This is a genomic window from Micrococcus sp. 63XJN7_8_ISO-PGPR-S23-253, from assembly GCF_056173425.1.
In genome coordinates this window covers 734,649-756,007 of the sequence record NZ_CM149673.1, presented here as the reverse complement: position 1 = coordinate 756,007, position 21,359 = coordinate 734,649, and the positions used below count along the sequence as shown (strand labels likewise).

At 75.8% G+C, this 21,359-nt stretch carries 18 protein-coding genes; 10 read left to right on the top strand and 8 right to left on the bottom strand.

Annotated elements, in window-relative coordinates; translation table 11 throughout:
- Positions 1–19 precede the first annotated feature (19 nt).
- The 3 genes from AC0VX4_RS03610 to AC0VX4_RS03600 all read left to right on the top strand — a co-directional run bounded on the left by AC0VX4_RS03610 (position 20) and on the right by AC0VX4_RS03600 (position 2,966).
- Positions 20–1,411, top strand: a complete 1,392-nt coding sequence (locus AC0VX4_RS03610; RefSeq protein ID WP_002854945.1) for an aldehyde dehydrogenase family protein — start codon at positions 20–22, stop codon at positions 1,409–1,411.
- 91 nt (positions 1,412–1,502) lie between these two features.
- Positions 1,503–2,585 (top strand): NYN domain-containing protein, encoded by a 1,083-nt coding sequence (locus AC0VX4_RS03605; RefSeq protein ID WP_145032895.1) that lies wholly within the window; start codon positions 1,503–1,505, stop codon positions 2,583–2,585.
- Positions 2,586–2,684: 99 nt separating this feature from the next.
- Positions 2,685–2,966, top strand: coding sequence for a hypothetical protein (locus tag AC0VX4_RS03600; RefSeq protein WP_002854949.1), 282 nt, complete (start codon positions 2,685–2,687; stop codon positions 2,964–2,966).
- 27 nt (positions 2,967–2,993) lie between these two features.
- Here the strand turns inward: AC0VX4_RS03600 and AC0VX4_RS03595 are convergent, their stop codons facing one another.
- Genes AC0VX4_RS03595 through hemE form a run of 6 tightly spaced genes read right to left on the bottom strand, consistent with a single transcriptional unit; the run spans position 2,994 to position 9,817 of the window.
- On the bottom strand, positions 2,994–3,833 hold the full coding sequence (locus AC0VX4_RS03595; RefSeq protein ID WP_002854951.1) for a uroporphyrinogen-III synthase: 840 nt from the start codon (positions 3,831–3,833) through the stop codon (positions 2,994–2,996).
- Position 3,834: 1 nt separating this feature from the next.
- Entirely contained in the window at positions 3,835–4,968 is a 1,134-nt protein-coding gene (gene hemC / locus AC0VX4_RS03590; protein WP_002854953.1) for a hydroxymethylbilane synthase, read from the bottom strand.
- A gap of 4 nt (positions 4,969–4,972) precedes the next feature.
- The gene (locus AC0VX4_RS03585) at positions 4,973–6,322 is read right to left on the bottom strand and encodes a ferrochelatase (RefSeq protein ID WP_002854955.1); all 1,350 of its coding nucleotides are present in this window, start codon (positions 6,320–6,322) and stop codon (positions 4,973–4,975) included.
- The gene (hemQ, locus tag AC0VX4_RS03580; protein ID WP_002854958.1) at positions 6,322–7,038 is read right to left on the bottom strand and encodes a hydrogen peroxide-dependent heme synthase; all 717 of its coding nucleotides are present in this window, start codon (positions 7,036–7,038) and stop codon (positions 6,322–6,324) included. Before hemQ ends, AC0VX4_RS03585 begins: the two co-directional genes overlap by 1 nt.
- A 50-nt stretch (positions 7,039–7,088) precedes the next feature.
- Positions 7,089–8,597 carry a protoporphyrinogen/coproporphyrinogen oxidase gene (locus AC0VX4_RS03575; RefSeq protein ID WP_002854959.1) on the bottom strand — a complete coding sequence of 503 codons (1,509 nt, stop codon included), beginning with the start codon at positions 8,595–8,597 and terminating at the stop codon, positions 7,089–7,091.
- Positions 8,594–9,817, bottom strand: a complete 1,224-nt coding sequence (gene hemE, locus AC0VX4_RS03570) for a uroporphyrinogen decarboxylase (RefSeq protein WP_002854961.1) — start codon at positions 9,815–9,817, stop codon at positions 8,594–8,596. Before hemE ends, AC0VX4_RS03575 begins: the two co-directional genes overlap by 4 nt.
- Before the next feature lie 137 nt (positions 9,818–9,954).
- On the opposite strand from hemE, the gene AC0VX4_RS03565 reads away from it, so the two are divergent.
- The 5 genes from AC0VX4_RS03565 to AC0VX4_RS03545 all read left to right on the top strand — a co-directional run bounded on the left by AC0VX4_RS03565 (position 9,955) and on the right by AC0VX4_RS03545 (position 16,074).
- Complete coding sequence (locus tag AC0VX4_RS03565; protein WP_002854963.1) at positions 9,955–11,307, top strand: glutamyl-tRNA reductase; 1,353 nt, start codon at positions 9,955–9,957, stop codon at positions 11,305–11,307.
- A gap of 25 nt (positions 11,308–11,332) precedes the next feature.
- Positions 11,333–11,989: a TetR/AcrR family transcriptional regulator gene (locus AC0VX4_RS03560; RefSeq protein ID WP_145032898.1), complete on the top strand. Its 657-nt coding sequence runs from the start codon at positions 11,333–11,335 to the stop codon at positions 11,987–11,989.
- A 120-nt stretch (positions 11,990–12,109) separates the two neighbouring features.
- Positions 12,110–12,334, top strand: a complete 225-nt coding sequence (locus AC0VX4_RS03555; RefSeq protein WP_002854967.1) for a DUF3107 domain-containing protein — start codon at positions 12,110–12,112, stop codon at positions 12,332–12,334.
- Between the two features lie 69 nt (positions 12,335–12,403).
- A complete protein-coding gene (locus tag AC0VX4_RS03550; protein WP_002854969.1) occupies positions 12,404–13,969 on the top strand; it encodes an RNB domain-containing ribonuclease in 1,566 nt (521 codons plus the stop codon).
- 251 nt (positions 13,970–14,220) lie between these two features.
- Positions 14,221–16,074 (top strand): DEAD/DEAH box helicase, encoded by a 1,854-nt coding sequence (locus AC0VX4_RS03545; RefSeq protein WP_144824835.1) that lies wholly within the window; start codon positions 14,221–14,223, stop codon positions 16,072–16,074.
- A 118-nt stretch (positions 16,075–16,192) separates the two neighbouring features.
- Here AC0VX4_RS03545 and AC0VX4_RS03540 read toward each other — a convergent pair whose 3' ends face one another.
- Positions 16,193–17,053: a PHP domain-containing protein gene (locus AC0VX4_RS03540; RefSeq protein WP_002854723.1), complete on the bottom strand. Its 861-nt coding sequence runs from the start codon at positions 17,051–17,053 to the stop codon at positions 16,193–16,195.
- Positions 17,054–17,118: 65 nt separating this feature from the next.
- Here AC0VX4_RS03540 and AC0VX4_RS03535 point away from each other — a divergent pair, with 65 nt between their 5' ends.
- Both AC0VX4_RS03535 and AC0VX4_RS03530 read left to right on the top strand, forming a co-directional pair.
- Complete coding sequence (locus tag AC0VX4_RS03535) at positions 17,119–18,717, top strand: aminopeptidase P family protein (RefSeq protein WP_002854725.1); 1,599 nt, start codon at positions 17,119–17,121, stop codon at positions 18,715–18,717.
- A 33-nt stretch (positions 18,718–18,750) separates the two neighbouring features.
- On the top strand, positions 18,751–20,556 hold the full coding sequence (locus AC0VX4_RS03530) for a pyruvate kinase (protein ID WP_475464596.1): 1,806 nt from the start codon (positions 18,751–18,753) through the stop codon (positions 20,554–20,556).
- A gap of 6 nt (positions 20,557–20,562) precedes the next feature.
- On the opposite strand, the gene AC0VX4_RS03525 is transcribed toward AC0VX4_RS03530, so the two are convergent.
- Positions 20,563–21,339 carry a YflT domain-containing protein gene (locus tag AC0VX4_RS03525; RefSeq protein ID WP_002854729.1) on the bottom strand — a complete coding sequence of 259 codons (777 nt, stop codon included), beginning with the start codon at positions 21,337–21,339 and terminating at the stop codon, positions 20,563–20,565.
- Positions 21,340–21,359 lie beyond the last annotated feature (20 nt).

Below are 21,359 nucleotides of genomic sequence, written 5' to 3'. Positions count from 1 at the left end.
TATCGAAGGAGAACCACCCATGGCCGGTTTCCGCACCGAAGATCCCACCACCGGAGAGATCGTCCGCACCTGGGACGCGATGAGCGAGGAGCAGGTGGAGGACGCCCTCGCCGCCGCCCAGGACGCCTTCACCACCTGGCGGAGCACCGACCCCGTCCGGCGCGCCGAGGTCCTGCGGCGCACGGCGGACCTGCTCGCGCAGCACGCCGACGAGCTCGCCGACATCGCCGCCGAGGAGATGGGCAAGCCGCTCGCCCAGGGCGTCGGGGAGGCGCAGCTGTGCTCCCAGATCTTCCGCTACTACGCGGACAACGCCCAGCAGCTGCTGGCGGACGACGCCCTCCCCGCCCACGGCGCCAACTCGACGCGCGTGGAGAAGGAGCCGCTCGGCGTCCTCCTCGGCGTGATGCCGTGGAACTACCCCTACTACCAGCTGGCCCGGTTCATCGCCCCCAACCTGCTGCTGGGCAACACCCTGCTGCTCAAGCCCGCCTCCATCTGCGCGGCCTCCGCCCTGCGGCTCGAGGAGCTGCTCACCGAGGCCGGCCTCCCGGAGGGCGTCTACCAGACGCTGCTCGTGGGCTCGGACCGGATCGACGGCATCATCGCCGACCCGCGGGTCCAGGGCGTCTCCCTCACCGGCAGCGAGGGCGCGGGCGCCTCCGTGGCCGCCGCGGCCGGTCAGCACCTGAAGAAGGCCGTGCTGGAGCTGGGCGGCTCCGATCCGTTCATCGTCCTCGGCGGCGACCTCGACGCCGTGGCCGCGACGGCGGCAAAGGCGCGGCTGAGCAACGCCGGGCAGGCCTGCAACTCGCCCAAGCGGATGATCGTCCTCGACGAGCACTACGACGAGTTCGTGGAGAAGCTCACCGCCGCGTTCAAGGACGCGACCGTCGGCGACCCCCGCGAGGAGGGCACCCAGGTCGGCCCCATGTCCAGCACCTCCGCTCGGGAGGACCTGATGGAGCTGGTGGACGACGCCGTCTCCCACGGGGCGCAGGTGCGCACCGGCGGTCACGCCCGTGCCGGCGCCGGCGCCTTCATGGAGCCGACCGTGCTCACCGGGGTGACCCGCGAGATGCGCGCCTGGTCCGAGGAGCTCTTCGGCCCGGTCGCCGTCGTGCACCGGGCCGCGGACGTCGACGAGGCCGTCGCCCTGGCCAACGAGTCCGACTTCGGCCTCAGCGGCTCGGTGTGGTCCGACGACCTCGAGCTCGCCGAGGCCACGGCCCGCCGCCTCGACGTGGGCATGGCCTTCGTGAACGAGCACGGCACCACCCAGGCCGGGCTGCCCTTCGGCGGTGTCGGCCGCTCGGGCTTCGGCCGCGAGCTGGGCCCCTACGGCGTGGACGAGTTCGTGAACAAGCGCCTGGTCCGCGTCGCGGACCCCGTCACCAGCGCCTCCGCCTGACACCCGCCCTCGTCGGAGGGCCTTCGCCCCGGGGAGGGGCCGCGCACCGCCGCGGCCCCTCCCCGGGGCGTTCCCGACTAGTGTGGGTCCCATGCCCGATCCCACCCCCGCATCCCTGCGCATCGCCGTCCTGATGGACAGCGACAACGTCTCCCCCAAGTTCGCCCCCCTGATCCTCGAGGAGCTCGCCACCTACGGCACCCCCACGATCAAGCGCGCGTACGGCGACTGGACCACGACCAACCTGAACGGCTGGAAGAAGGCGCTGAACCACCACGCGATCCAGCCGGTCCAGCAGTTCGCCTACACCGTGGGCAAGAACTCCTCGGACTCCGCGCTCATCATCGACGCGATGGACCTGCTCTGGATGGGCAACGTGGACGCGTTCGCCCTCGTCTCCTCCGACTCCGACTTCACGCGCCTGGCCACCCGCCTGCGCGAGGGCGGCAAGCGGGTGATCGGCCTGGGCGCCCGCAAGACCCCCGCCTCGCTGCGCAACGCCGTGGACCAGTTCATCTACCTCGAGCTGCTCGGCACGGCCACGGACCACGACGTCGACGACGACGAGACCGGCGAGGACGCCCCCGCCAAGGAGGAGAACGCCAAGGCGTCCGAGGGCTCCGGCCGCTCGGGATCCCGCCGCGGCGGTCGAGGCCGCGGCCGCGGGTCCAAGACCACCGACGCCGCCGACACCCCCGAGGCCACGGACGCGGACGCCGAGGCCCCCGCCGCCGAGGAGGCGCCTGCCAGGGACGAGGCGCCCGCCGGGGACGCCGCCGCCGGCAAGGACGGGAAGGGCCCGCAGGCGAAGTCCGGAGCCGGTCGGCGGGGCCGCCGTGCGTCGTCGTCGGACGTCACCGAGGACCCGACCCCGCCCGAGGTGCCGGTCGAGGCCGAGCCCGAGCACGACGAGGCCGACGCCGCCCCGCGCATCGACCTGCAGGCCGCGCTCACCAAGGCCGTCAACGCCACGAGCACCGACGACGGCTGGGCCACGCTGTCCCTGATCGGCCAGCACCTGAGCCGCACCCACGTGGACTTCGACCCGCGCGACTTCGGGCACTCCAAGCTCTCCACCCTCGTGGAGGACCAGCCGTACCTGCGCACCCGCACCGAGGGCCGGACCATGGAGGTCTCGCTGGTCCGCCGCCGCAGCCGCCGCGCCGAGGGCTGAGCGGCACGGCCGGTCGTCCCCCGCGGCCGGCGGGCCGGTCCACCGGCCGTTCACCCGCCGGCCACCCGCCCACCACGCCCGCCCGGTAGGCTCCCCGCCATGGGGAACACTCTGGGCTTCCTGCGCGGCGTCGACCGCCTGCACGCCTTCTACACGGAGAACGTGCGCATGCTCGCGCACGCGTACGACCTGACGGACGAGGAGGCCTCGGAGCTGCTCGCCAACACGGGCTTCACCAACGTCTCGGTCGCCATCCTGCGCGGCCCGCGGGTGGACATCATGGCCGCCGCCACCGGCGTGCCGCAGGACGAGAAGCACGACGCCGGCCCGGCGCCGACGGAGGACGACGCGACCGACCCGGACGGCGACCGCCCCGACTGAGCCTCGCCCCGAGTGCGGACGGGCGGCTCAGGCCGCAGCGCGCAGCACGGCCAGCACTCCGGCCGCATCCGGCGTGGGGGCCGTCCCGAGCAGGGGCAGACCCCGCCGCGCGCACGTGTCTCGGGTCGGCGCGCCGATCGCCACGAGCCGCACCCGCTCCCCCACCAGCGGCCTCAGACCCGCGGCCACGAACTCCTCCGCCGCGGAGGAGCTGGTGAGCACCACGGCGGTCCCCGCCGCGACCACGGCCAGCCGCGCGGGCGTCACGACGTCCCCCCGGTCCTCGTCCGCCGCCCCGTCGAGCAGCCGCCTGCCAGCCTGCGCCGGATACGGCACCGTCCGGTAGGCGAGCCCGGTCCGCACGTCCCAGCCCGCCGCGCGCAGGCCGTCGGCGAGGCGGGGCCGGGCCCGGTCGGACTGGGGCAGCCACGCGCGGGCGCCGCGGGGATGCAGGGCGGCGAGTCCGGCGATCAGGCCCTCGGCGGAGCGGTCCTCCGGCGGCAGCCACGGCGCCGCGTCGCAGCCCGCCTCGGTCAGCACCCGTGCCGTTCCCGGTCCGGTGGCCGCGATCCGCGCGCTCGCCGGGACATGGCCGTCCCAGCCGACGGCCCTGAGCGCGCGCACGGTGTTGGGGCTCGTCAGCACGAGCCAGCGGGACCCGTCCGAGCGCACCGGCCCGGCCGCATCACCGTCGGTCCCCGCCCAGTCCGCCAGCAGCGCGCGCAGGGGGCCGTCGTCGTCGGGCAGCGCGAAGTCGGTCAGCGGCAGGAAGCCGACCCGCAGCCGCCGCCCCGCCACCTCGGCGCCGGCGAGACCGGCCTCGAGGTCGCCGGCCTGGGCCGGCTGGCGGGTGAGCAGGACGCGCATCTCAGGCCGGGTCGTCGGGCCGCGGGGCGCCGTCGCCCCGGTCCACCCCGCGCACCGTGCCGGGCAGCAGGTCGGCGCCCTCGGCCACGAACTGCTCGGCCACGTGCACGCCGAGTGCCTCCGCGGCCACGAACAGGGTGTCCTCGAGCCACTCGTCGGCGGCCGCCGGGTCACCGGCCACGTCGGCCGGCACCGGGTCGAGCTGCACGGACGAGGTCCGGCGCAGCACGCGCGAGCCGTCGAGGGCGGCCACCATCGCGGTCATCTCGATGCGCGGCGCGCCGGCCTCGCCGTCGCTCACGCGGGCCACGGCCCCGATCGGCGCGGCGCAGCCGGCCTCGAGGCGACGCAGCAGGGCCCGCTCGGCGGTGACCGCCACGTGGGTGTCCCGATCGTCGACCAGCTCGAGGGCGGCGTGCAGCCTCCCGACCGGCGCCTGGGGGTCCAGGAGCGCGCGGCCGAGGAAGGACTCGTCCTCGGCCCGGATCTCCACGGCCAGGGCGCCCTGCCCGGGGGCGGGCACCATGACCTCCGGGTCGATCCGCTCGGTGATCACGTGGTCCAGGCCGAGCCGGTCGAGCCCGGCACAGGCCAGGATCACGGCGTCGAGGTCACCGCGGGGCGAGCCCGCGGCGGCCGGGGCGTGGTCGTCGTGCTGCTCCAGCCCGGGCACCCGGGCCAGGCGGGTCTGCACGTTGCCGCGGATGTCCACGAGCTCCAGATCCGGGCGCAGGGCCTTGAGCTGGGCCACGCGGCGCGGCGAGCCCGTGCCCACCCGGGCGCCCTCGGGCAGGGTCGCCAGGGTGAGGCCGTCGCGGGCGCACAGGGCGTCCCGCAGGTCGGCACGGGCCGGCACCGCGGCGATCTCGAGGGTCTCCGGCTGGGCGGCCGGCAGGTCCTTGAGCGAGTGCACGGCCGCGTCCACGGCGCCGTCGAGCACGGCGGCCCGCAGCGCCGAGGCGAACACGCCGGTGCCGCCCAGCGAGGCCAGCGAGCCGGTGGTGACGTCGCCCTCGGTGCGGATCACCACCAGCTCGTGGGCCAGGCCGGATCGCTCCGTGAGCGCCTCGGCCACGTGGGTGGTCTGCGTGGTCGCCAGGGCGGAGCCCCGGGTGCCGATGCGCAGGGGGGTCACGGTCTCAGGCCTCCTCGGCGGGGGCCGCGGCGCCCGCCTCGTGCTCGGCCAGCCCGCGCACGGCGGCGTCGACCGCGGACGTCGTCGGCCGCGTCGAGCCGTCCCGCATCACCTTGGCGCAGCAGTCCGGCCGGCACACGTCGTACCAGGCCGGGAAGCAGCCGGCCGCGGCGCGGCCCTCGCGCCGGCCCAGCCGCTCCTCCACGATGTCCACGAGCCCGGCCACGAACCGCGGGTCGGTGCCCGGGGTGGGGCTGCGACGGAACCCCACACCCAGCCCCTCGGCGGTCTCCTTGGCCTCGGTGTCGAGGTCCCAGACCACCTCCATGTGGTCCGAGACGAAGCCCAGCGGCACGACGACGAAGCCCGCCACGGCACGACCCTGCGCGTCCGTCTCGGCACCCTCGCCCGCGAGGTGCTCCATCGCGTCGTTGATGTCCGGCTCGAGCCACGGCACCGAGGGCGGGCCGGAGCGCGACTGGTACACGAGCGACCACGGCACGTCCGCGGCCTCGGGCACGCCGGCGAGGATCTCGCGGGCCACGTCGAGGTGCTGCGCCGAGTACACGTCCGCACCCTCGTCGCCCGGCTCCGCCCCCGCCTGCGCGCGCAGGTCTGCGGCGAGGCCGCGCGGGCCGGCGGCGGCGGCGTCGGAGGTGGGGATGGAGTGGGTCGCGAAGAGCACGTGGATCCGCGCGTCGTCCCCCAGCTCCGCGCGCAGCGAGGCCAGGTCCGCGCGCAGGCCGTCCCGGAACGGCTCGATGAAGCCGGGATGGTTGAAGTACTGGCGCGTCTTGTCCAGGTCCACCTTCCCGGTCAGGCCGGTCTGCTCCATGGCCATGCCCATGTCCTCCCGGTACTGGCGGCACGAGGAGTAGCAGGAGTACGCGGAGGTGGTGACCGTCAGGATGCGGCGGTGCCCGTCGGCGTGCATCCGCTCGAGGGTGTCCGGGAAGTAGGGCTCCCAGTTGCGGTTGCCCCAGTACACGGGCAGGTCCAGACCGCGGGCGGCCAGCTCGGCCTCGATGGCCGCCTTCAGCGCGCGGTTCTGCGCGTTGATGGGGCTGACGCCGCCGTTGGCGCGGTAGTGGGTGGCGACCTCCTCGAGGCGCTCGTCCGGGATGCCGCGCCCGCGCGTGACGTTGCGCAGGAACGGGATCACGTCGTCCTGGCCCTCGGGCCCGCCGAAGGAGGCGAGCAGCAGGGCGTCGTAGTCCTTGGGGGCCATCACGCCGCACGCGTCGTAGTCGACGCCGGCGGCGGCCTTCTCGGGCGTCCGGAGGGCCGGGGCGACGCCGGCGTCCGGGCCGGTGTGGTCGGGCGCGTCGGCGCGGGGCTCGGGGGCGGCAGTCATCAGGCCAGCACCTCCGCGATCTCGGCGGTCTCCAGACGGCGTCCGGTGTAGAACGGCACCTCGCTGCGCACGTGCAGGCGGGTCTCGTTGTTGCGCAGGTGGCGCATCATGTCCACCAGGTCCGTCAGCTCGTCCGCCTCGAGGCCCAGCAGCCACTCCCAGTCGTTCAGGCCGAACGCGCTGGTGGTGTTCGCCCACACCTGCGGGAAGTCCTGGCCGAGCTGGCCGTGCTCGCGGAGCATGCGGGCCCGCTCCTTCGGGTCCAGCAGGTACCAGTCGTACGAGCGCACGAACGGGTAGAAGCACAGCCACTTCAGGGCCTTGCGGCCCATGGCGAAGGCGGGGACGTGGTCCTTGTTGAACTCGGCCATGCGATCTGCGCCCATGGCCGAGAGCACCATCGTGGTGCCCTCGAGCAGACGGGTGCGGCGCAGCTCGCGGATGGCGGCCTGCAGGTCCTCGGGCACCTGGCCGTACATCCACACCATGACGTCGCCGGCCTCGCGCATGCCCGAGACGTCGTAGACGCCGCGCACGGTCACGCCGGTCTGGGCCACCCGCGCGACGGCCTCGTCGAACTCCTTGGCGGCCTTCTTCGCGTCGCGGCCCTCCAGTCCCAGCCAGCCGGGCTCGCCCTGCGGGCGGGCGAACGCGGTGTAGGTGGTGAACCAGTCCTTGCCTGCCTCGGCAGGGGTGGTGGTGCTGTCCTTGGTCATGGTCCTCTTCCTTGGGATCCGATTGCGTCAGGGGTGGTCTGGGGGCGAGGTCAGCCGGCGGGCGGTGCGTCGGCGCCGAGGGTGCGGTCCACGCCGGCGACGACGGCGGCCAGCCCGGTGCCGTGCACCCAGCTGCCCACGAGGTCGAGGCCGGGCACGTCCCGTGCCCAGTCGATCAGCGTGTCCGCCTTCGCGCGGTCGGGGCCGGCCTGCGGCGGGATGGAGCGGCGCCAGCGGGTGACGGTGCGGGCGACGACGTCCTCCTCCGCCAGCGGCACCCCGGTGAGGGTCGCCGTGTCCACGAGCGCCTGCGCGAGCAGCTCCTCGTCCGCGCTGCGGTGGCCCAGGGCCTCGGGCCCACCGCCCTGGCGGCCGTAGGACAGGCGCAGCACATGGCGGTGGGGGTGACGGGCGACGCCGTCCTCCTGCGGCCGCGCGACGACCTCGCGCAGCCACGCCCACTTGGCGGTGGCGTGGGTCAGGGCCTTGGCGGCCACGTCCGTCCCGGCGCCGACCAGCACTCCGGTGCCGCGTGGCGCGTCGTCCAGGCCCGCGGCCTCGACGACGAGCGTGGCCAGCGCGATGCCCTCGCCGAGGGCGGGGCCGGCGTCAGGGTCCAGGGCGTCGGCCGAGAGCGGGGCCAGCAGGTCCCAGGCGGTGACGCCGTCCACGGCCAGCACGACCCGGTCCACGTCGAGCCCGCGGACGACCTCGTCGTCCCGGTCCGAGATCTGGGCCCACCAGCCGCCGGTGGCGGGCACGCGGGACAGGGCGGCCACTCGGACGCCGCGCAGGACGGTGGCCCCGTCCTCGCGCAGCGCCTCGACGAGCCGGCCGGTGAGGCGGACCATGCCGCCGTCCAGACCGGCCACGAGCGAGCCGGGGGTCCCGGCGGACCGCAGCGCGGCGACGCCCGCGGCCAGCCCGCCGTGCTCCACGGCGGCGGCGAGCAGGCCGGGGGCCACGCGCTCCAGCTCGACGACCGCGGGGTCGGCCGAGTGGACTCCGGCGACGACGGGGGCCACGAGGCGTTCGAGCACCTCGTCGCCGAGGCGGTCGGCCACGACCTGCGCGACGGTCACCGGCTCGCCGGCCGCGAGCGCAGCGGCCCAGCGATCCATGGGGGCCTCGGCGTCCTGCCGGGCGCGCTCCAGGCCGGCCGGCGTGAGGGCGGCGGCGAGGCCCTCGGCGTCGAGGTCGCCGGGGATGCCGACGATGCCGAGACGCGGGGCGGGCACGGGGCCGGCGGGACCGTGCAGCCACGAGCCGAGGGGCTCGGGCGCGACGATCTTCTCGCCCAGCCCGAGCTCCTCCACGAGCGCGCGCACGGCGGCGCCGCGGACGGCGAACGACTCGGCCCCACCGTCGAGTTCGAGGGTCTGGGTCTCGGGGGCCCCGGTCTCGCCGTGCGAGGGGACGTCGAGGAAGCGCGGGGAGACCGCGCCCCCGAGCACGGAGGTGGCCTCGGCGAGGGTCACGTCCCAGCCCGCCGTGGACAGTCGGTGGGCCGCGACGAGGCCGGCGATGCCGCCGCCGACCACGAGCGCCGTGCCGCTCATGCGCGCTCCTCCCGCTCGGCGGTCTCGACCCCCGGTGCCGGGTCCTGGCCCTCCCGCTCCGCCACGGGCAGGGAGTGGATCAGCTCGACCACGCGGGTCAGCACGGCCGCGTCCGTCTCCGGCGGCACGCCGTGGGCGAGGTTGACGACGTGGCCGGGCGCGACGGCGCCGGAGGCGACGACGTCGCGCACGTGGGCCTCGAGGACCTCCCACGGGGCGGCGAGCAGGGCCGGATCGATGTTGCCCTGCAGGGGCACGGCGCCGCGTCCGTCGGGGCCGGGGTTCGCGCTGAGACGACGGTGCGCCTCGGCGAGCGTGAGGCGGTGGTCCACGCCGACGGCGGTCGCGCCCGCGTCACGCATGTGGTGCAGGAACTCTCCCGTGCCCGTGCCGAAGTGCAGGAGCGGGGCGCCGTCGGGGACGCCGGGCCCGGCGAGGTCGGCGACATGGGCGAGGGCCGCCCTCGAGTGCGGCTGCACGTGCTCGAGGTAGTCGTCCGCCGAGAGCGAACCGGCCCACGAGTCGAACAGCTGCGCGGCGGAGGCGCCGGACTCGAGCTGGGCGCGCAGGAACTGGCCGGACACGGTGGCGGCCCAGTCGGCCAGGGCGGCCCAGGTCTCGGGGTCGGCGTGCATCATGCGTCGCGGGCCGAAGTGGTCGCGGGAGGGACGGCCCTCCACCATGTACGCCGCCAGCGTGAAGGGAGCGCCGGCGAAGCCGATCAGGGGGCGCGGGCCCAGCTCGGCGACGGTGGCCGCGACGGCCTCGCGGATGACGTCCAGGGCGGCGTCCTCGAGGACGGGCAGCGCGGCGACGTCGTCGGCGGTGCGGACGGCCCGGCCGAGCACGGGGCCCACGCCGGGCTGGATCTCCACGTCCACGCCCGCCAGGCGCAGGGGGACCACGATGTCCGAGAAGAAGATCGCCGCGTCGACGTCATGGCGGCGCACCGGCTGCATCGTGATCTCCCGGACCAGGTCCGGCATGAGGCAGGAGTCGAGCATCCCGATCCCCTCGCGCACCTGGCGGTACTCGGGCAGCGAACGGCCGGCCTGTCGCATGAACCACACGGGGTGGCGGTCGGGGCGCTGGCCGCGCAGCGCGCGAAGGAGCGGGCTGGCCGCGGTCGAGCGTGACGGATCCTCGGTGCGCAGCGGGTGCTCGGCGGGCAGCGCCGGGACGGCCGCGGGGGTCTCGGGGGTCTGGGACAGGGCGGACATGCCCCCCAGTGTCCCACCGGTCGTGTCGCGGTGGCACATCCGCGTCCTCCGTGAGCGTCGTCACACTGGCCGGCGGCGCCCGGGTCAGGTCCGCCTTCCCGGACGGGCGGGGCGGTCGGGGCTAGACTTGGCCCGCTGTGACTGTCTTCTCTCTCGTCGCCTCCCACCATGATCTGGACCTGGACACGGTCGCCCGCCTCAGCGCCGGCGCGACCGGGGTCGGGCCCGCCCTGCCCGGCAGCGGTGCGGCGGGCGCCGTCGTGCTGGCCACGTGCAACCGCGTGGAGATCTACGCCGAGGCCGACGGGGTCGGCGTCGAGGTCGCCCGCGCGGGGCTGCTGTCCGCCGTCGCCGCCTCCACCTCCCTGCCGGACGAGGACGTGCACACCGCGTTCCGCACGCTCGACGCCGACGCCACGGCCCGTCACCTCTTCGAGGTCGGCGCCGGGCTGGACTCCGCCGTGGTGGGCGAGCGCGAGATCGCCGGTCAGGTCCGGCGCGCCCTGACGGCGGCCCAGGAGGCGGGCACCGCCTCGGGCCCGCTCGTCCGCCTCTTCGAGTCCGCCACGCGCACGGCCAAAGACGTCGGCTCCCGCACGGCGCTCGGCGCGGCCGGCCGCTCGGTCGTCTCCGTCGCCCTGGACCTCGCGGAGGAGCTGCGCGGTCTCACCGACGCCGCGGCCCAGCGCGACTTCTGGGCCGGGGCCACCATCCTGCTGATCGGCACGGGCGCCTACGCCGGCACCACGCTCGCGCAGCTGGCAGACCGGGGTGCGACCACCGTCGGCGTGCACTCGGCCTCGGGCCGCGCGGAGCAGTTCGTCGCAGACCGCGGCGGCTGGGCCCTCGCGCTCGGCGGCGAGGCCGTGGCCGGCGCCGTCGCCGAGGCGGACGTGATCATCGGCTCCTCCGGTGGCGAGCGCCAGATCAGCCCCGAGCGCCTGCAGGAACTGCGCGAGGGCGCACGGCGCCCGCTCACGGTGGTCGACCTGGCCCTCTCGCGCGACTTCGACCCCGCAGTCGCGGACCTGCCGGACGTCGACCTCATCACCCTCGAGTCGGTGCGGCTGGCCGCCCCCGAGCAGGCCGAGGTCGCCGTCGCCGAGGCCCGCGCGCTCGTGGACGACGCCGTCGAGGAGTACCGCGCCGCGCAGCGCGGCCGCAGTGCCGACGCGGCGATCAAGGCCCTGCGCCGCCACACCCTCGGCGTGCTCGACCGGGAGCTCGAGCGGGTGCGCGCCCGCCACGGCTGCACGGCGGCCGCCGAGGAGGTGGAGTTCGCCCTGCGCCGCATGGTGAACCAGCTCCTGCACGAGCCCAGCGTGCGCGCCAAGCGGCTCGCCGCCGAGGGCCGGCTCGACCGCTATGAGGACGCCCTCGAGGCGGTCTTCGGGATCGAGGCCCCCGGCCGCCCCGCCCCCGCCGTGGGCACGGTCGAGGCGGTCTGCCCCGCGCATGAGGACGAGGGCGGCGCCGCGCGCGTCGCGTGAGACCGCCCCGCGCCAGGAGGACCCCGTGACCGACCACCCCGCCGCCACCGCGCCCGAGGAGCCCGGGCGAGGCCGTCGTCTGCCCCGGCACGAGCGCCGTCGTCAGCTGCTGGACTGCGCCCGCGCCGTCTTCGCCGCCGAGCGGTACGCGAGGGCCTCCATGGAGCAGATCGCCGAGCGGGCCGAGGTCTCCAAGCCGGTCCTCTACCAGCACTTCCCCAGCAAGCACGAGCTCTTCCTCGAGCTGCTGGACGCCGAGGTCGCGAGCCTGCGCGCGCTCCTCGAGGCGGCGATGGACACCCGCCGGGACAACCGCGAACGGGTGCGGGCCACCGTCGCCGCCGTGTTCGAGTACATGGCCTCCCCCGAGCGGACCCACCGCCTCATCTTCGACTCCGGCATCGACGGGGACCCGGAGGTGCGCATGCGCAGCGAGGCCGTCCACCGGCTGCTCTCCTCCGAGGTCGCGCGCACCATCCGCGCGGACACCACCGTGGCTGAGGCCGAGGCCGAGGTGCTCTCCCGCGGACTCGTCGGCTACCTCCTGGGCGCCGCCCGCCACTGGGCGGACCGGCTCGACGTCGACGCCCGCCCCGCCGTGGCCGAGATGGCCCGCACGGTGGACGCGCTCGTCTGGCGCGGCCTCGCCTCGCTGCCCTCCGCGGACGACGCCCCACGCTGACCCGGCCGTCCGGCCCGTTTCGCCCGCGGGTGAACCTCGGGGGCGCCCGTCCACCCCGCCGAGCGGTCCCGTAGGCTGACGGCGGACCGCACAGGACGCGACGAAGAGAAGAGGTTCCCCATGGAGATCCGCATCGGTGTGCAGCACGTCGGCCGCGAGGTCGTCATCGACAGCGAGCAGTCGGCGGACGAGGTCCGCTCCCTCGTGGACGCCGCCGTCGCCGACGGCACCCCGCTGGTCCTGGCGGACGCCAAGGGCCGCCAGGTGGTCGTCCCCGGCGACCGCATCGGCTTCGTGGAGATCGGCGCGAAGAAGTCGGGCCCGCTCGGGTTCGCCGCCTCCTGACCCGCCCGCACGCCCCGGTGATCCGCCGGGGCGTGCGTCGTCTCGGCCCCCTTGCCCAGGAGCATCGCCATGTCCCCTCACGCCCTCGGCCTCCGCGGCCCCGCCGACCCGGCCCTGCTCGAGCGCCTCGCCGCCCTGCGGACGGAGCTCGAGCTGCCGCCGGCCTTCCCCGCCCCCGTCCTGGCCGAGGCGGAGGCGGCCGCGCGCGAGGTGCAGGCGGGCCTGACCGGGAGCCCGGACCACGCGGACCGCACGGCCCTGCCGTTCGTCACCGTGGACCCCGCCGGCGCCACGGACCTGGACCAGGCCCTGCTCCTGACCCCCGTCGACGACGACGGCATCCTGGTCCGCTACGCGATCGCGGACGTGCCCGCCTTCGTGGCCCCGGGCGGCGCCGTGGACGCCGAGGCCCGCCGCCGCGGCCAGACCGTCTACCTGCCCGACGGCCGGGTCCCCCTGCACCCGGAGGTGCTGAGCGAGGACGCCGCCTCCCTGCTGCCGAGCCGCGAGCGCCCGGCGTTCGTGTGGACGTTCCTGCTGGACGCCGCGGGCGCCGTCGTCGAGACCGGCCTCGAACGCGCCCGCGTCCGCTCCCGGGCGCAGCTGACGTACGGGCAGGTGCAGGCCTTCCTCGACGCACAGCCGGGGGCGCAGGCGCCGGCGACGCCGCGTCCTGGGGTCACCGACGCGGACCGGGCCGCCGCCGAGGGGTGGCCGGCCGAGGTGCGCGACTCGCTGGCGCTGCTGCCAAAGGTGGGCCGACGGCGAGCCGCGCAGGAGGCCGCCCGCGGCGGCGCCTCCCTGAACATGCCGGACCAGGAGGTCCGTGTCACCGAGGACGGGGCGCACGAGCTCGTGCACCGGGCGCCGCTGCCGGCGGAGGAGCACAACGCCCAGCTCTCCCTGCTGACCGGCATGGCCGCGGCCGAGCTGATGCTGGCCGCCGGGGTCGGGATCCTGCGCACGATGCCGGCGCCGGACGCCGACGCCGTCGCCGCCTTCCGAGAGCGCACGCGCGCCCTGGGCGTCCCGTGGGACGAGGGCCAGGACTACGGCGCCTACCTGCGTTCCCTCGACCCGGCCGACGCGCGGCACCTGGCGGTGCTGCATGCGGCGACCGGGCTGTTCCGCGGCGCCGGGTACACGGTCTTCGACGCGCAGGCCGAGGACCCGGCCCTGCGCACGCCGCCCGCCGAACCGGCCCAGGCCGCGCTCGCCGCCCCCTACGCCCACGCCACCGCTCCCCTGCGCCGGCTCGTGGACCGCTTCGTCCTGGCGCTGTGCCACGCCCACGTCACCGGCGCCCCCGCCCCCGCGTGGGTCCGCAGCGCCCTGCCCGAGCTGCCCGCCCTCATGGCGGACTCGTCGCGCCGGGCCTCGGCCGCGAGCCGGACAGCGGCGGACCTCGTGGAGGCGGCGGCGCTCGAGTCCCGCGTCGGCGCGGAACTCGAGGGGATCGCGGTGCGCGAGGCGAAGGACGGCACGGAGGTGTGGCTGCTCGACCCGGCCGTGAGTCTGCGGGTGCCGGGCAGCGTTCCGGCGGGCACCCGGGTGCGCGTGCGGATCGAGGGCGTGGACCGCGCCTCGGGTGCGATCACGGCCGCGGGGGTAGACTGGCCGCACAGCTCACGCTGACCCAGGATGACCGGTCGCTCTCTGATCACCCTGACCCGCCGCCCGCGCCCCTGACGCCCGGGACGGCACCATGACCTGCCGGATCCGGCACGGCCCGCCTCGCACGGCGCGCCCGGCCCGGTTCCACGGGGCGCCGCCCGTCGGCCGCTCCGCGTGCTTGCCTCGCGATCGGCTTCCGCTTGAACCGCGCGCACGGCGGAGCCGGGCCTTCCGCCCGCCGTGACGACGCCCGACCAGGAACGCGAGTCGCCATGACCCAGAACTCCGAGCACACCCCCGCCCCCGCCGACGTCGACCCGACGGTCGCGGAGATCGCGGAGGACATCGTCACCGAGGACGCCGCGCCCGTGGCCCCCGAGCAGACCTTCGCCGACTTCGGGGTGCACCCCAAGATCGTCGAGGCCCTGGAGGCCAAGGGCATCGTCCACCCCTTCCCCATCCAGGCCATGACCCTGCCGGTCGCCCTCGGCGGCCACGACATCATCGGCCAGGCCAAGACCGGCACCGGCAAGACCCTCGGCTTCGGCATCCCCGCGCTGCAGCGCGCCATCGGCCCGGGTGAGCCCGGTTGGGACGCCCTCGAGGCCAAGGGCACCGCGGGCGCCCCGCAGGCCCTGATCGTCGCCCCGACGCGCGAGCTCGCCGTCCAGGTGGCCGGCGACCTCACGGCCGCCGCGGCCCGGCGCCCCCTGCGCATCGCCACCATCTACGGCGGCCGCGCCTACGAGCCGCAGATCGAGGAGCTGCAGCGCGGCATCGAGATCGTCGTCGGCACCCCCGGCCGCCTCATCGACCTGATGCGCCAGCGCCACCTGCGCCTGGACCTGGTGAACACCGTGGTGCTGGACGAGGCCGACGAGATGCTGGACCTCGGCTTCCTCCCCGACGTCGAGACCCTGCTCGCCGCCGTCCCGGCCGTGCGCCAGACCATGCTGTTCTCGGCCACCATGCCAGGTCCCGTGGTCGCGATGGCGCGCCGCTACATGACGCAGCCCACCCACATCCGCGCGGCGGACCCGGAGGACGAGGGCCTGACGAAGAAGGACATCCGTCAGCTCGTCTACCGCGCCCACCACATGGACAAGGACGAGCTCGTGGCCCGCGCCCTGCAGGCCGAGGGCCGCGGCCGGACCATCATCTTCACGCGCACCAAGCGCACGGCCGCCCGCGTGGCGGACGAGCTGACGGCGCGCGGCTTCGCGGCCGGCGCGCTGCACGGCGACCTCGGCCAGGGCGCCCGCGAGCAGGCGCTGCGCGCGTTCCGCAACGGCAAGGTGGACATCCTCGTGGCCACCGACGTCGCGGCGCGCGGCATCGACGTCGACGACGTCACCCACGTGTTCAACTTCCAGGCGCCGGAGGACGAGAAGACCTACGTGCACCGCGTGGGTCGCACGGGCCGCGCCGGCAACAAGGGCGTGGCGGTGACCCTCGTGGACTGGGAGGACATGCCGCGCTGGTCCCTGATCGACAAGGCGCTCGGCCTCGGCCAGCCCGAGCCGGTGGAGACCTACTCCTCCTCCCCGCACCTGTTCTCCGACCTCGGCATCCCGAAGGGCACGAAGGGCCGCCTGCCCCAGGCCAAGCGCGTGCTCGAGGGCCTCGAGGGCGAGGTGCTCGAGGACCTCGGCGGCCCCGAGGCGAAGCAGCGCGACGGCGGTCGCGGACGGGGTCGCGCGGGCGGCCGGTCCCGCGACGGCGAGCGCGGCGGCCGTGAGGGCGGCCGGGGCCGGGGCGGCCGTGAGGGCGGCCGGTCTCGCGACGGCGAGCGCGGCGGCCGGGGCCAGGGTGGCCGCTCCGGCGAGGGCCGTGACGCGGCGCGCGGCGGGGGCCGCGGCGAGCGCTCCGAGCGGTCGGGCCGCGGCCGTGGTGAGACACCCGCCGAGCAGCGCGCCGAGGGCCGGGGCCGTGGTCGCGGCGAGGGCCGCGAGCGCACCGCCTCGCGCTCCGAGGCCCCCGCGGCCCGCACGCCGGCGCCGGTGGCCGGCGTCGAGCTCACCGAGGCCCGCCGGGCCGAGCGCGCCGAGGCCCGGGCCGAGGCCCGTCGTCGCCGGGGCGGCCGCACCCGCACGCGCCGCCGCAACGGCGAGGTCGTGGACGGCTGACCGTCCCTCCCGGGCCCCCGGGAGTCTTCTGCGCGAATGACCCTTCTGACCGCCTGCACGGTGGCTGGAAGGGTCATTCGCGCAACGGATTCTCCGCCGTCGCCCGGGCCGTCCGGGCTCAGCCGCGGATGATCGCCGTGCCGGTGCCCTGCCGCTCGATCTCGGCGAGCACCTCCGCGCCCGTGGTGTGCTCGCCGATCGGATTGGGCTTGCCGGTGCCGTGGTAGTCGGACGAGCCGGTGACGAACAGCCCGTGCCGGTCCGCGAACGCGCGCAGCCAGGTGCGCTCCTCCGCCGGATTGTCCCGGTGCTCGACCTCGACCCCCGCCAGTCCGGCCTCGGCCATCTGCTCGAACACCTCGTCGCCCACCACGCGGCCGCGCATGCGCGCCCGGGGATGCGCGAACACCGGCACCCCGCCGGCGGCCCGGATGAGCGCGACCGCCTCGGCCGGGTCCGGGGCGAAGTGCGGCACGTAGTACTTGGACCGGCCGGCGAGGATCTCCGTGAACGCCGCGGAGCGGTCCGGGACGGCTCCGATCGTCACGAGGGCGTCGGCCAGGTGGGGCCGGCCGATCGTCGCGTTCTCCGCCGCGTGCTCCTGGACCAGCTCCCACGTGATCGGGAAGTCCGCTCCCAGGCGCCGCACCATCTCCTGCGCCCGGATCAGCCGCGCGTCGCGGGCCAGGCCGACCTCCCGCAGCAGGGCGGGGTCCTCGGGGTCGTGCAGGTAGCTGAGCACGTGCACGCTCACGCCGTCGGCGGAGGTGCAGGACATCTCCATGCCGGGCACGAGCGTCAGTCCGGTCTCCCGCGCGGCCTGGGCGGCCTCGGCCCAGCCGGCGGTCGTGTCGTGGTCGGTGAGCGCGAGGCCGTCCAGCCCGGCCCGCGCCGCCGCACGCACCACGTCGGCCGGCGGCTCGGTGCCGTCGGACTCGGTCGAGTGCGTGTGCAGGTCGTAGCGGGCCATGGCGGCCATGGTACCGAGACCCGCGCGCGGCGGCCCCCGACCTGCCCGCGCCCACCGGTGCCATGATGGAGGGCATGACCGATGCCGCACAGCACCCCGCCCAGACCACCCCCGACCAGCCCGCCGCCACCACCGAGGCGGGCGCCGACGGCACCGGCGCGGTGAACCCCCAGCCGCTGGCCGAGCGCGTCGACAACCGCTCGCAGCGCCCCGCCTCGAACGCCTTCCGCGACTTCATGGCCTCCGACTGGGCGCCGTCGTCGCAGGCCCTGCCCGACCCCGACGCCTCGGCCCCGTACGCCGCCCGGCGACGGGCCGCCGTCTCCGCGCGCTTCCCGGGCGAGCGGATCGTGGTGCCGGCCGGCCGCCTCAAGGTCCGTTCGAACGACACCGACTACCGCTTCCGCGCGCACTCCGCGTTCGCCCACCTGACGGGCCTCGGCGTGGACCACGAGCCGGACGCCGTGCTCGTGCTCGAGCCCACGGACCCGGGCGCCGGCGACGACGGCACGGACCACACCGCCACCCTGTACTTCCGTCCCCTGGCCGGCCGAGACACCGAGCAGTTCTACGCGGACTCGCGCTCGGGTGAGTTCTGGATCGGCCCCCGTCCGACCCTGGCCGGCCTGGCCGCCCGCACCGGCCTGCGCACGGCGGGGCTCGAGGAGCTCGAGTCCGCCGTCACCAAGAACGTGGCCGCCGACGGCACCACGGTCCGGCTGCTGGCCGAGACCGACCAGGACGTGGACGCCCTGCTGGCCGCCGTCCGGACCGAGGCCGGCGTGGACCTGGCCGCCGCGGCCGAGGCCGACGCCCAGACCGCCGAGTTCCTCTCCGAGCTGCGCCTGGTCAAGGACGCGTGGGAGGTCGAGCGGATGCGCGCCTCGGTGGCCGCCACGATCGCGGGCTTCGAGGACGTCGTGCGGGCCCTGCCGCGCGCCGTGGGCCACGACCGCGGCGAGCGCGTGGTCGAGGGCGCCTTCTTCGCCCGCGCCCGCCTCGAGGGCAACGACCTGGGCTACGACACCATCGCGGCCTCCGGCAACAACGCCACGATCCTGCACTGGATCCGCAACACGGGCGCCGTGCGCCCGGGTGAGCTGCTGCTGCTCGACGCCGGCGTCGAGGACGACTCCCTCTACACCGCGGACATCACCCGCACCCTGCCCGTGTCCGGCACGTTCACGGACGTGCAGCGCCGCATCTACCAGGCGGTCCTCGACGCCGCGGACGCCGCCTTCGCGATCGTGCGCCCCGGCATCCGGTTCCGTGAGCTCCACGCCGAGGCCATGCGGGTGCTCGTCGACCGCCTCGACGGCTGGGGCCTGCTGCCGGTCTCGGCCGAGGTCGCGCTCTCGGACGAGGGCCAGCACCACCGGCGCTGGATGCCCCACGGCACCTCGCACCACCTCGGCCTCGACGTGCACGACTGCGCGCAGGCCAAGCGCGAGCTCTACCTGGACGGAGTGCTCGAGCCGGGCATGGTCTTCACGATCGAGCCGGGTCTGTACTTCAAGGAGGAGGACCTGGCCGTGCCGGAGGAGTACCGCGGCATCGGCGTGCGCCTCGAGGACGACATCCTCGTGACCGAGGACGGGGCCGAGAACCTCTCCGCGGCCCTCCCCCGCACCCCGGACGAGATCGAGGCCTGGATGGCGCGGCTCCAGGCGTGATCCGGCGCGGAGGGCGCTCCTAGGGTTCGGACCATGGGTATCGACCTGACCACCGAGCTCACCGCCCTCCGCGACCGCCTCCTCTCCGCCGAGGCGGAGCACGCCGACCTCATCTCCCGCGTCCGAGACCGCCACCGGGCCTCGGCCCGGAACCTCGTGCACTACGTCGCCCTGCGCGGCACCGATCTGCGGCCCCTGCAGGAGGCGCTGAGCGACGCCGGCCTGTCCTCTCTGGGCCGCATGGAGGCCGGCGTGCTGGGGCACGTGGACGCGGTGCTGGCCGCCGCCCGCGCGCTCGACGGCGACCCCGCCCCCGCGCCCGAGGACGACGCCCTGACCTCCGCCGAGGGCCGCGCCATCCTCGCCCGCAACGCGGCGAGCCTGCTCGGTCCGGCCCGCGGCGACCGGGACGCGCGCATCATGGTGACGATGCCCTCCGAGGCCGCCACGGACCCGGAGCTCGTGGCCCGGATCGCCGAGGCCGGCATGGACCTGGCGCGCGTGAACTGCGCCCACGACGACGAGCAGGCGTGGGCCGCCATGATCGCGGCGGTCCGTCGGTGTGCCGGTGCGGGCCGGCCCGCGCCCCTGGTCGCGATGGACCTGGCCGGGCCGAAGGTGCGCACGGGCCCCATCGAGCCGGGCCCGCGCGTCGTGAAGGTGAAGCCCGCCCGGGACCCCTCCGGGACCGTCACCGAGCCCTCCCGTGTGTGGCTCACCGCCGGGACCCACGACGCCGTGGCCGCGGCGGACGGGCCGGACGGCGCCGTCGTCGTGCCGCTGGCGGCCCCGGAGGGGAAGACCCTGGCGGCCCTGCAGCGCGGCGACGAGATCGAGCTGACCGACGCGCGGGGTGCACACCGCAGGCTGGAGGTCGAGCGGGTGGACGGCGAGGGCGTGCTCGTGCGGGCGGACAAGACGGTCTACTGGGCGACGGGCACGGCACTGACGACGCCGCACGGTCCGCTCGAGGTCGGGCCGCTGCCCCCGCTCGAGCAGTCCATGCGCGTGCACGAGGGCGAGCAGATCGTGCTGACCCGCTCGCTCGAGCCGGTCCCCGCGGTCGACACGCCGCCCTACCGGATCGGCCTCACCCTGGCGCAGGCGTTCGCCGACGCGGAGGTCGGCGACCGGGTCTCCCTCGACGACGGACGGATCGGCGCGCGGATCACGGCGGTGTCCGACGACGAGATCACCCTCGAGGTGACCCAGGCCGGTCCGCGCGGAGCGAAGCTCAAGGCGGAAAAGGGCGTGAACTTCCCGGACACGCACCTGGACATCCCGGCCCTCACGGACGAGGACCTCGCCCACATCCCGTTCGCGGCCCGCCACGCGGACATGGTGAACATGTCCTTCGTCCGCTCGGCCGAGGACGTGGCCCAGCTGATCGACGCGCTCGAGGCCGAGGCCGCGCCGGACGTGGACATCACGCTGAAGATCGAGACGGTGGGGGCCTTCCGGCAGCTGCCGAGGATGCTGCTCGAGGCGATGCGCTGGCGGGAGGTCGGGGTGATGATCGCCCGTGGCGACCTGGCGGTGGAGGCCGGCTTCGCACGGATGGCCGAGCTGCAGGAGGAGATCCTGTGGCTGTGCGAGGCCGCGCACGTGCCCGCGATCTGGGCCACCCAGGTCCTCGAGTCCCTCGCCAAGACCGGCCTGCCCTCACGGGCGGAGATCACGGACGCCGCGATGGCGCAGCGGGCCGAGGCCGCGATGCTGAACAAGGGCCCGTACATCGACCGCGCCGTCACCGTCCTCGGCGACATCCTGGGCCGGATGCACGGTCATGCGAGCAAGAAGCGCGACATGCTCCGGCGACTCGAGTCCTGGTCCCTGTGACGGGGCTCAGCCGCGCGGCTCGTCCTGGGGCCGGGGCGGGTGGCCGCCGCGCGCCTCGATGAGCTTGGCGACCTCCTCCGGGGGCAGGGTCACGCCGTAGGAGCGGTCCAGGCCGGTGGGCGCGGGGTCCGCCTCCGGGCCGGGCCGGGCCGGCGCCTCGGCTCCGCCGGGGGCGGGCGCCGCGTGGGACCCGCCCGACGACGGCGCGGCGGCCGGGGTGGCCTGCACGGACCCGTCCCCGGCCTCCTCCGCGGCGGGCGCGGGCGCCGGCTGCGGGGCCGCGGGCGGCATCGGGGCCGCGGCACCGCCCAGGCCCAGCTCCTGGCGGGCGCGGGCGGCGTGGTCGAACGCGACCACGAGGTCGAAGGCCGTGGGCACGACGGCCTGCGAGGACGCGAAGCCGTGCTGGCCCCGACGCATCGCGAAGCCGATCACGCCGAAGATCAGCCACACCGCCAGGCCCAGGAGCATGGAGGTGAGGATCTGACCCGGGCCAGCCTCGGGGGCCAGCAGGTAGAGGAACACGCCGATCAGTCCGCCGAAGAACACGCCGCGCACACCCGCGGACAACGCCACCTGGGCGTAGTTCAGCCGGCCGCGCACCCGCTCCACGACCCGCAGGTCCTTGCCCACGATCGACACGGCGCTCACGGGGAAGTCCGTGGCGGCGAGGCGGTCCACCTGCTCGCGCGCCTGCGCGTAGGTGGCGTAGGTGGCCAGGAGTTCGCCGCGGGGCAGGCCCTGCTCGGCGCCGGGCTGAGGGCTGGACATCATGAACGACATGGACCCATTGTGCCCGGCCC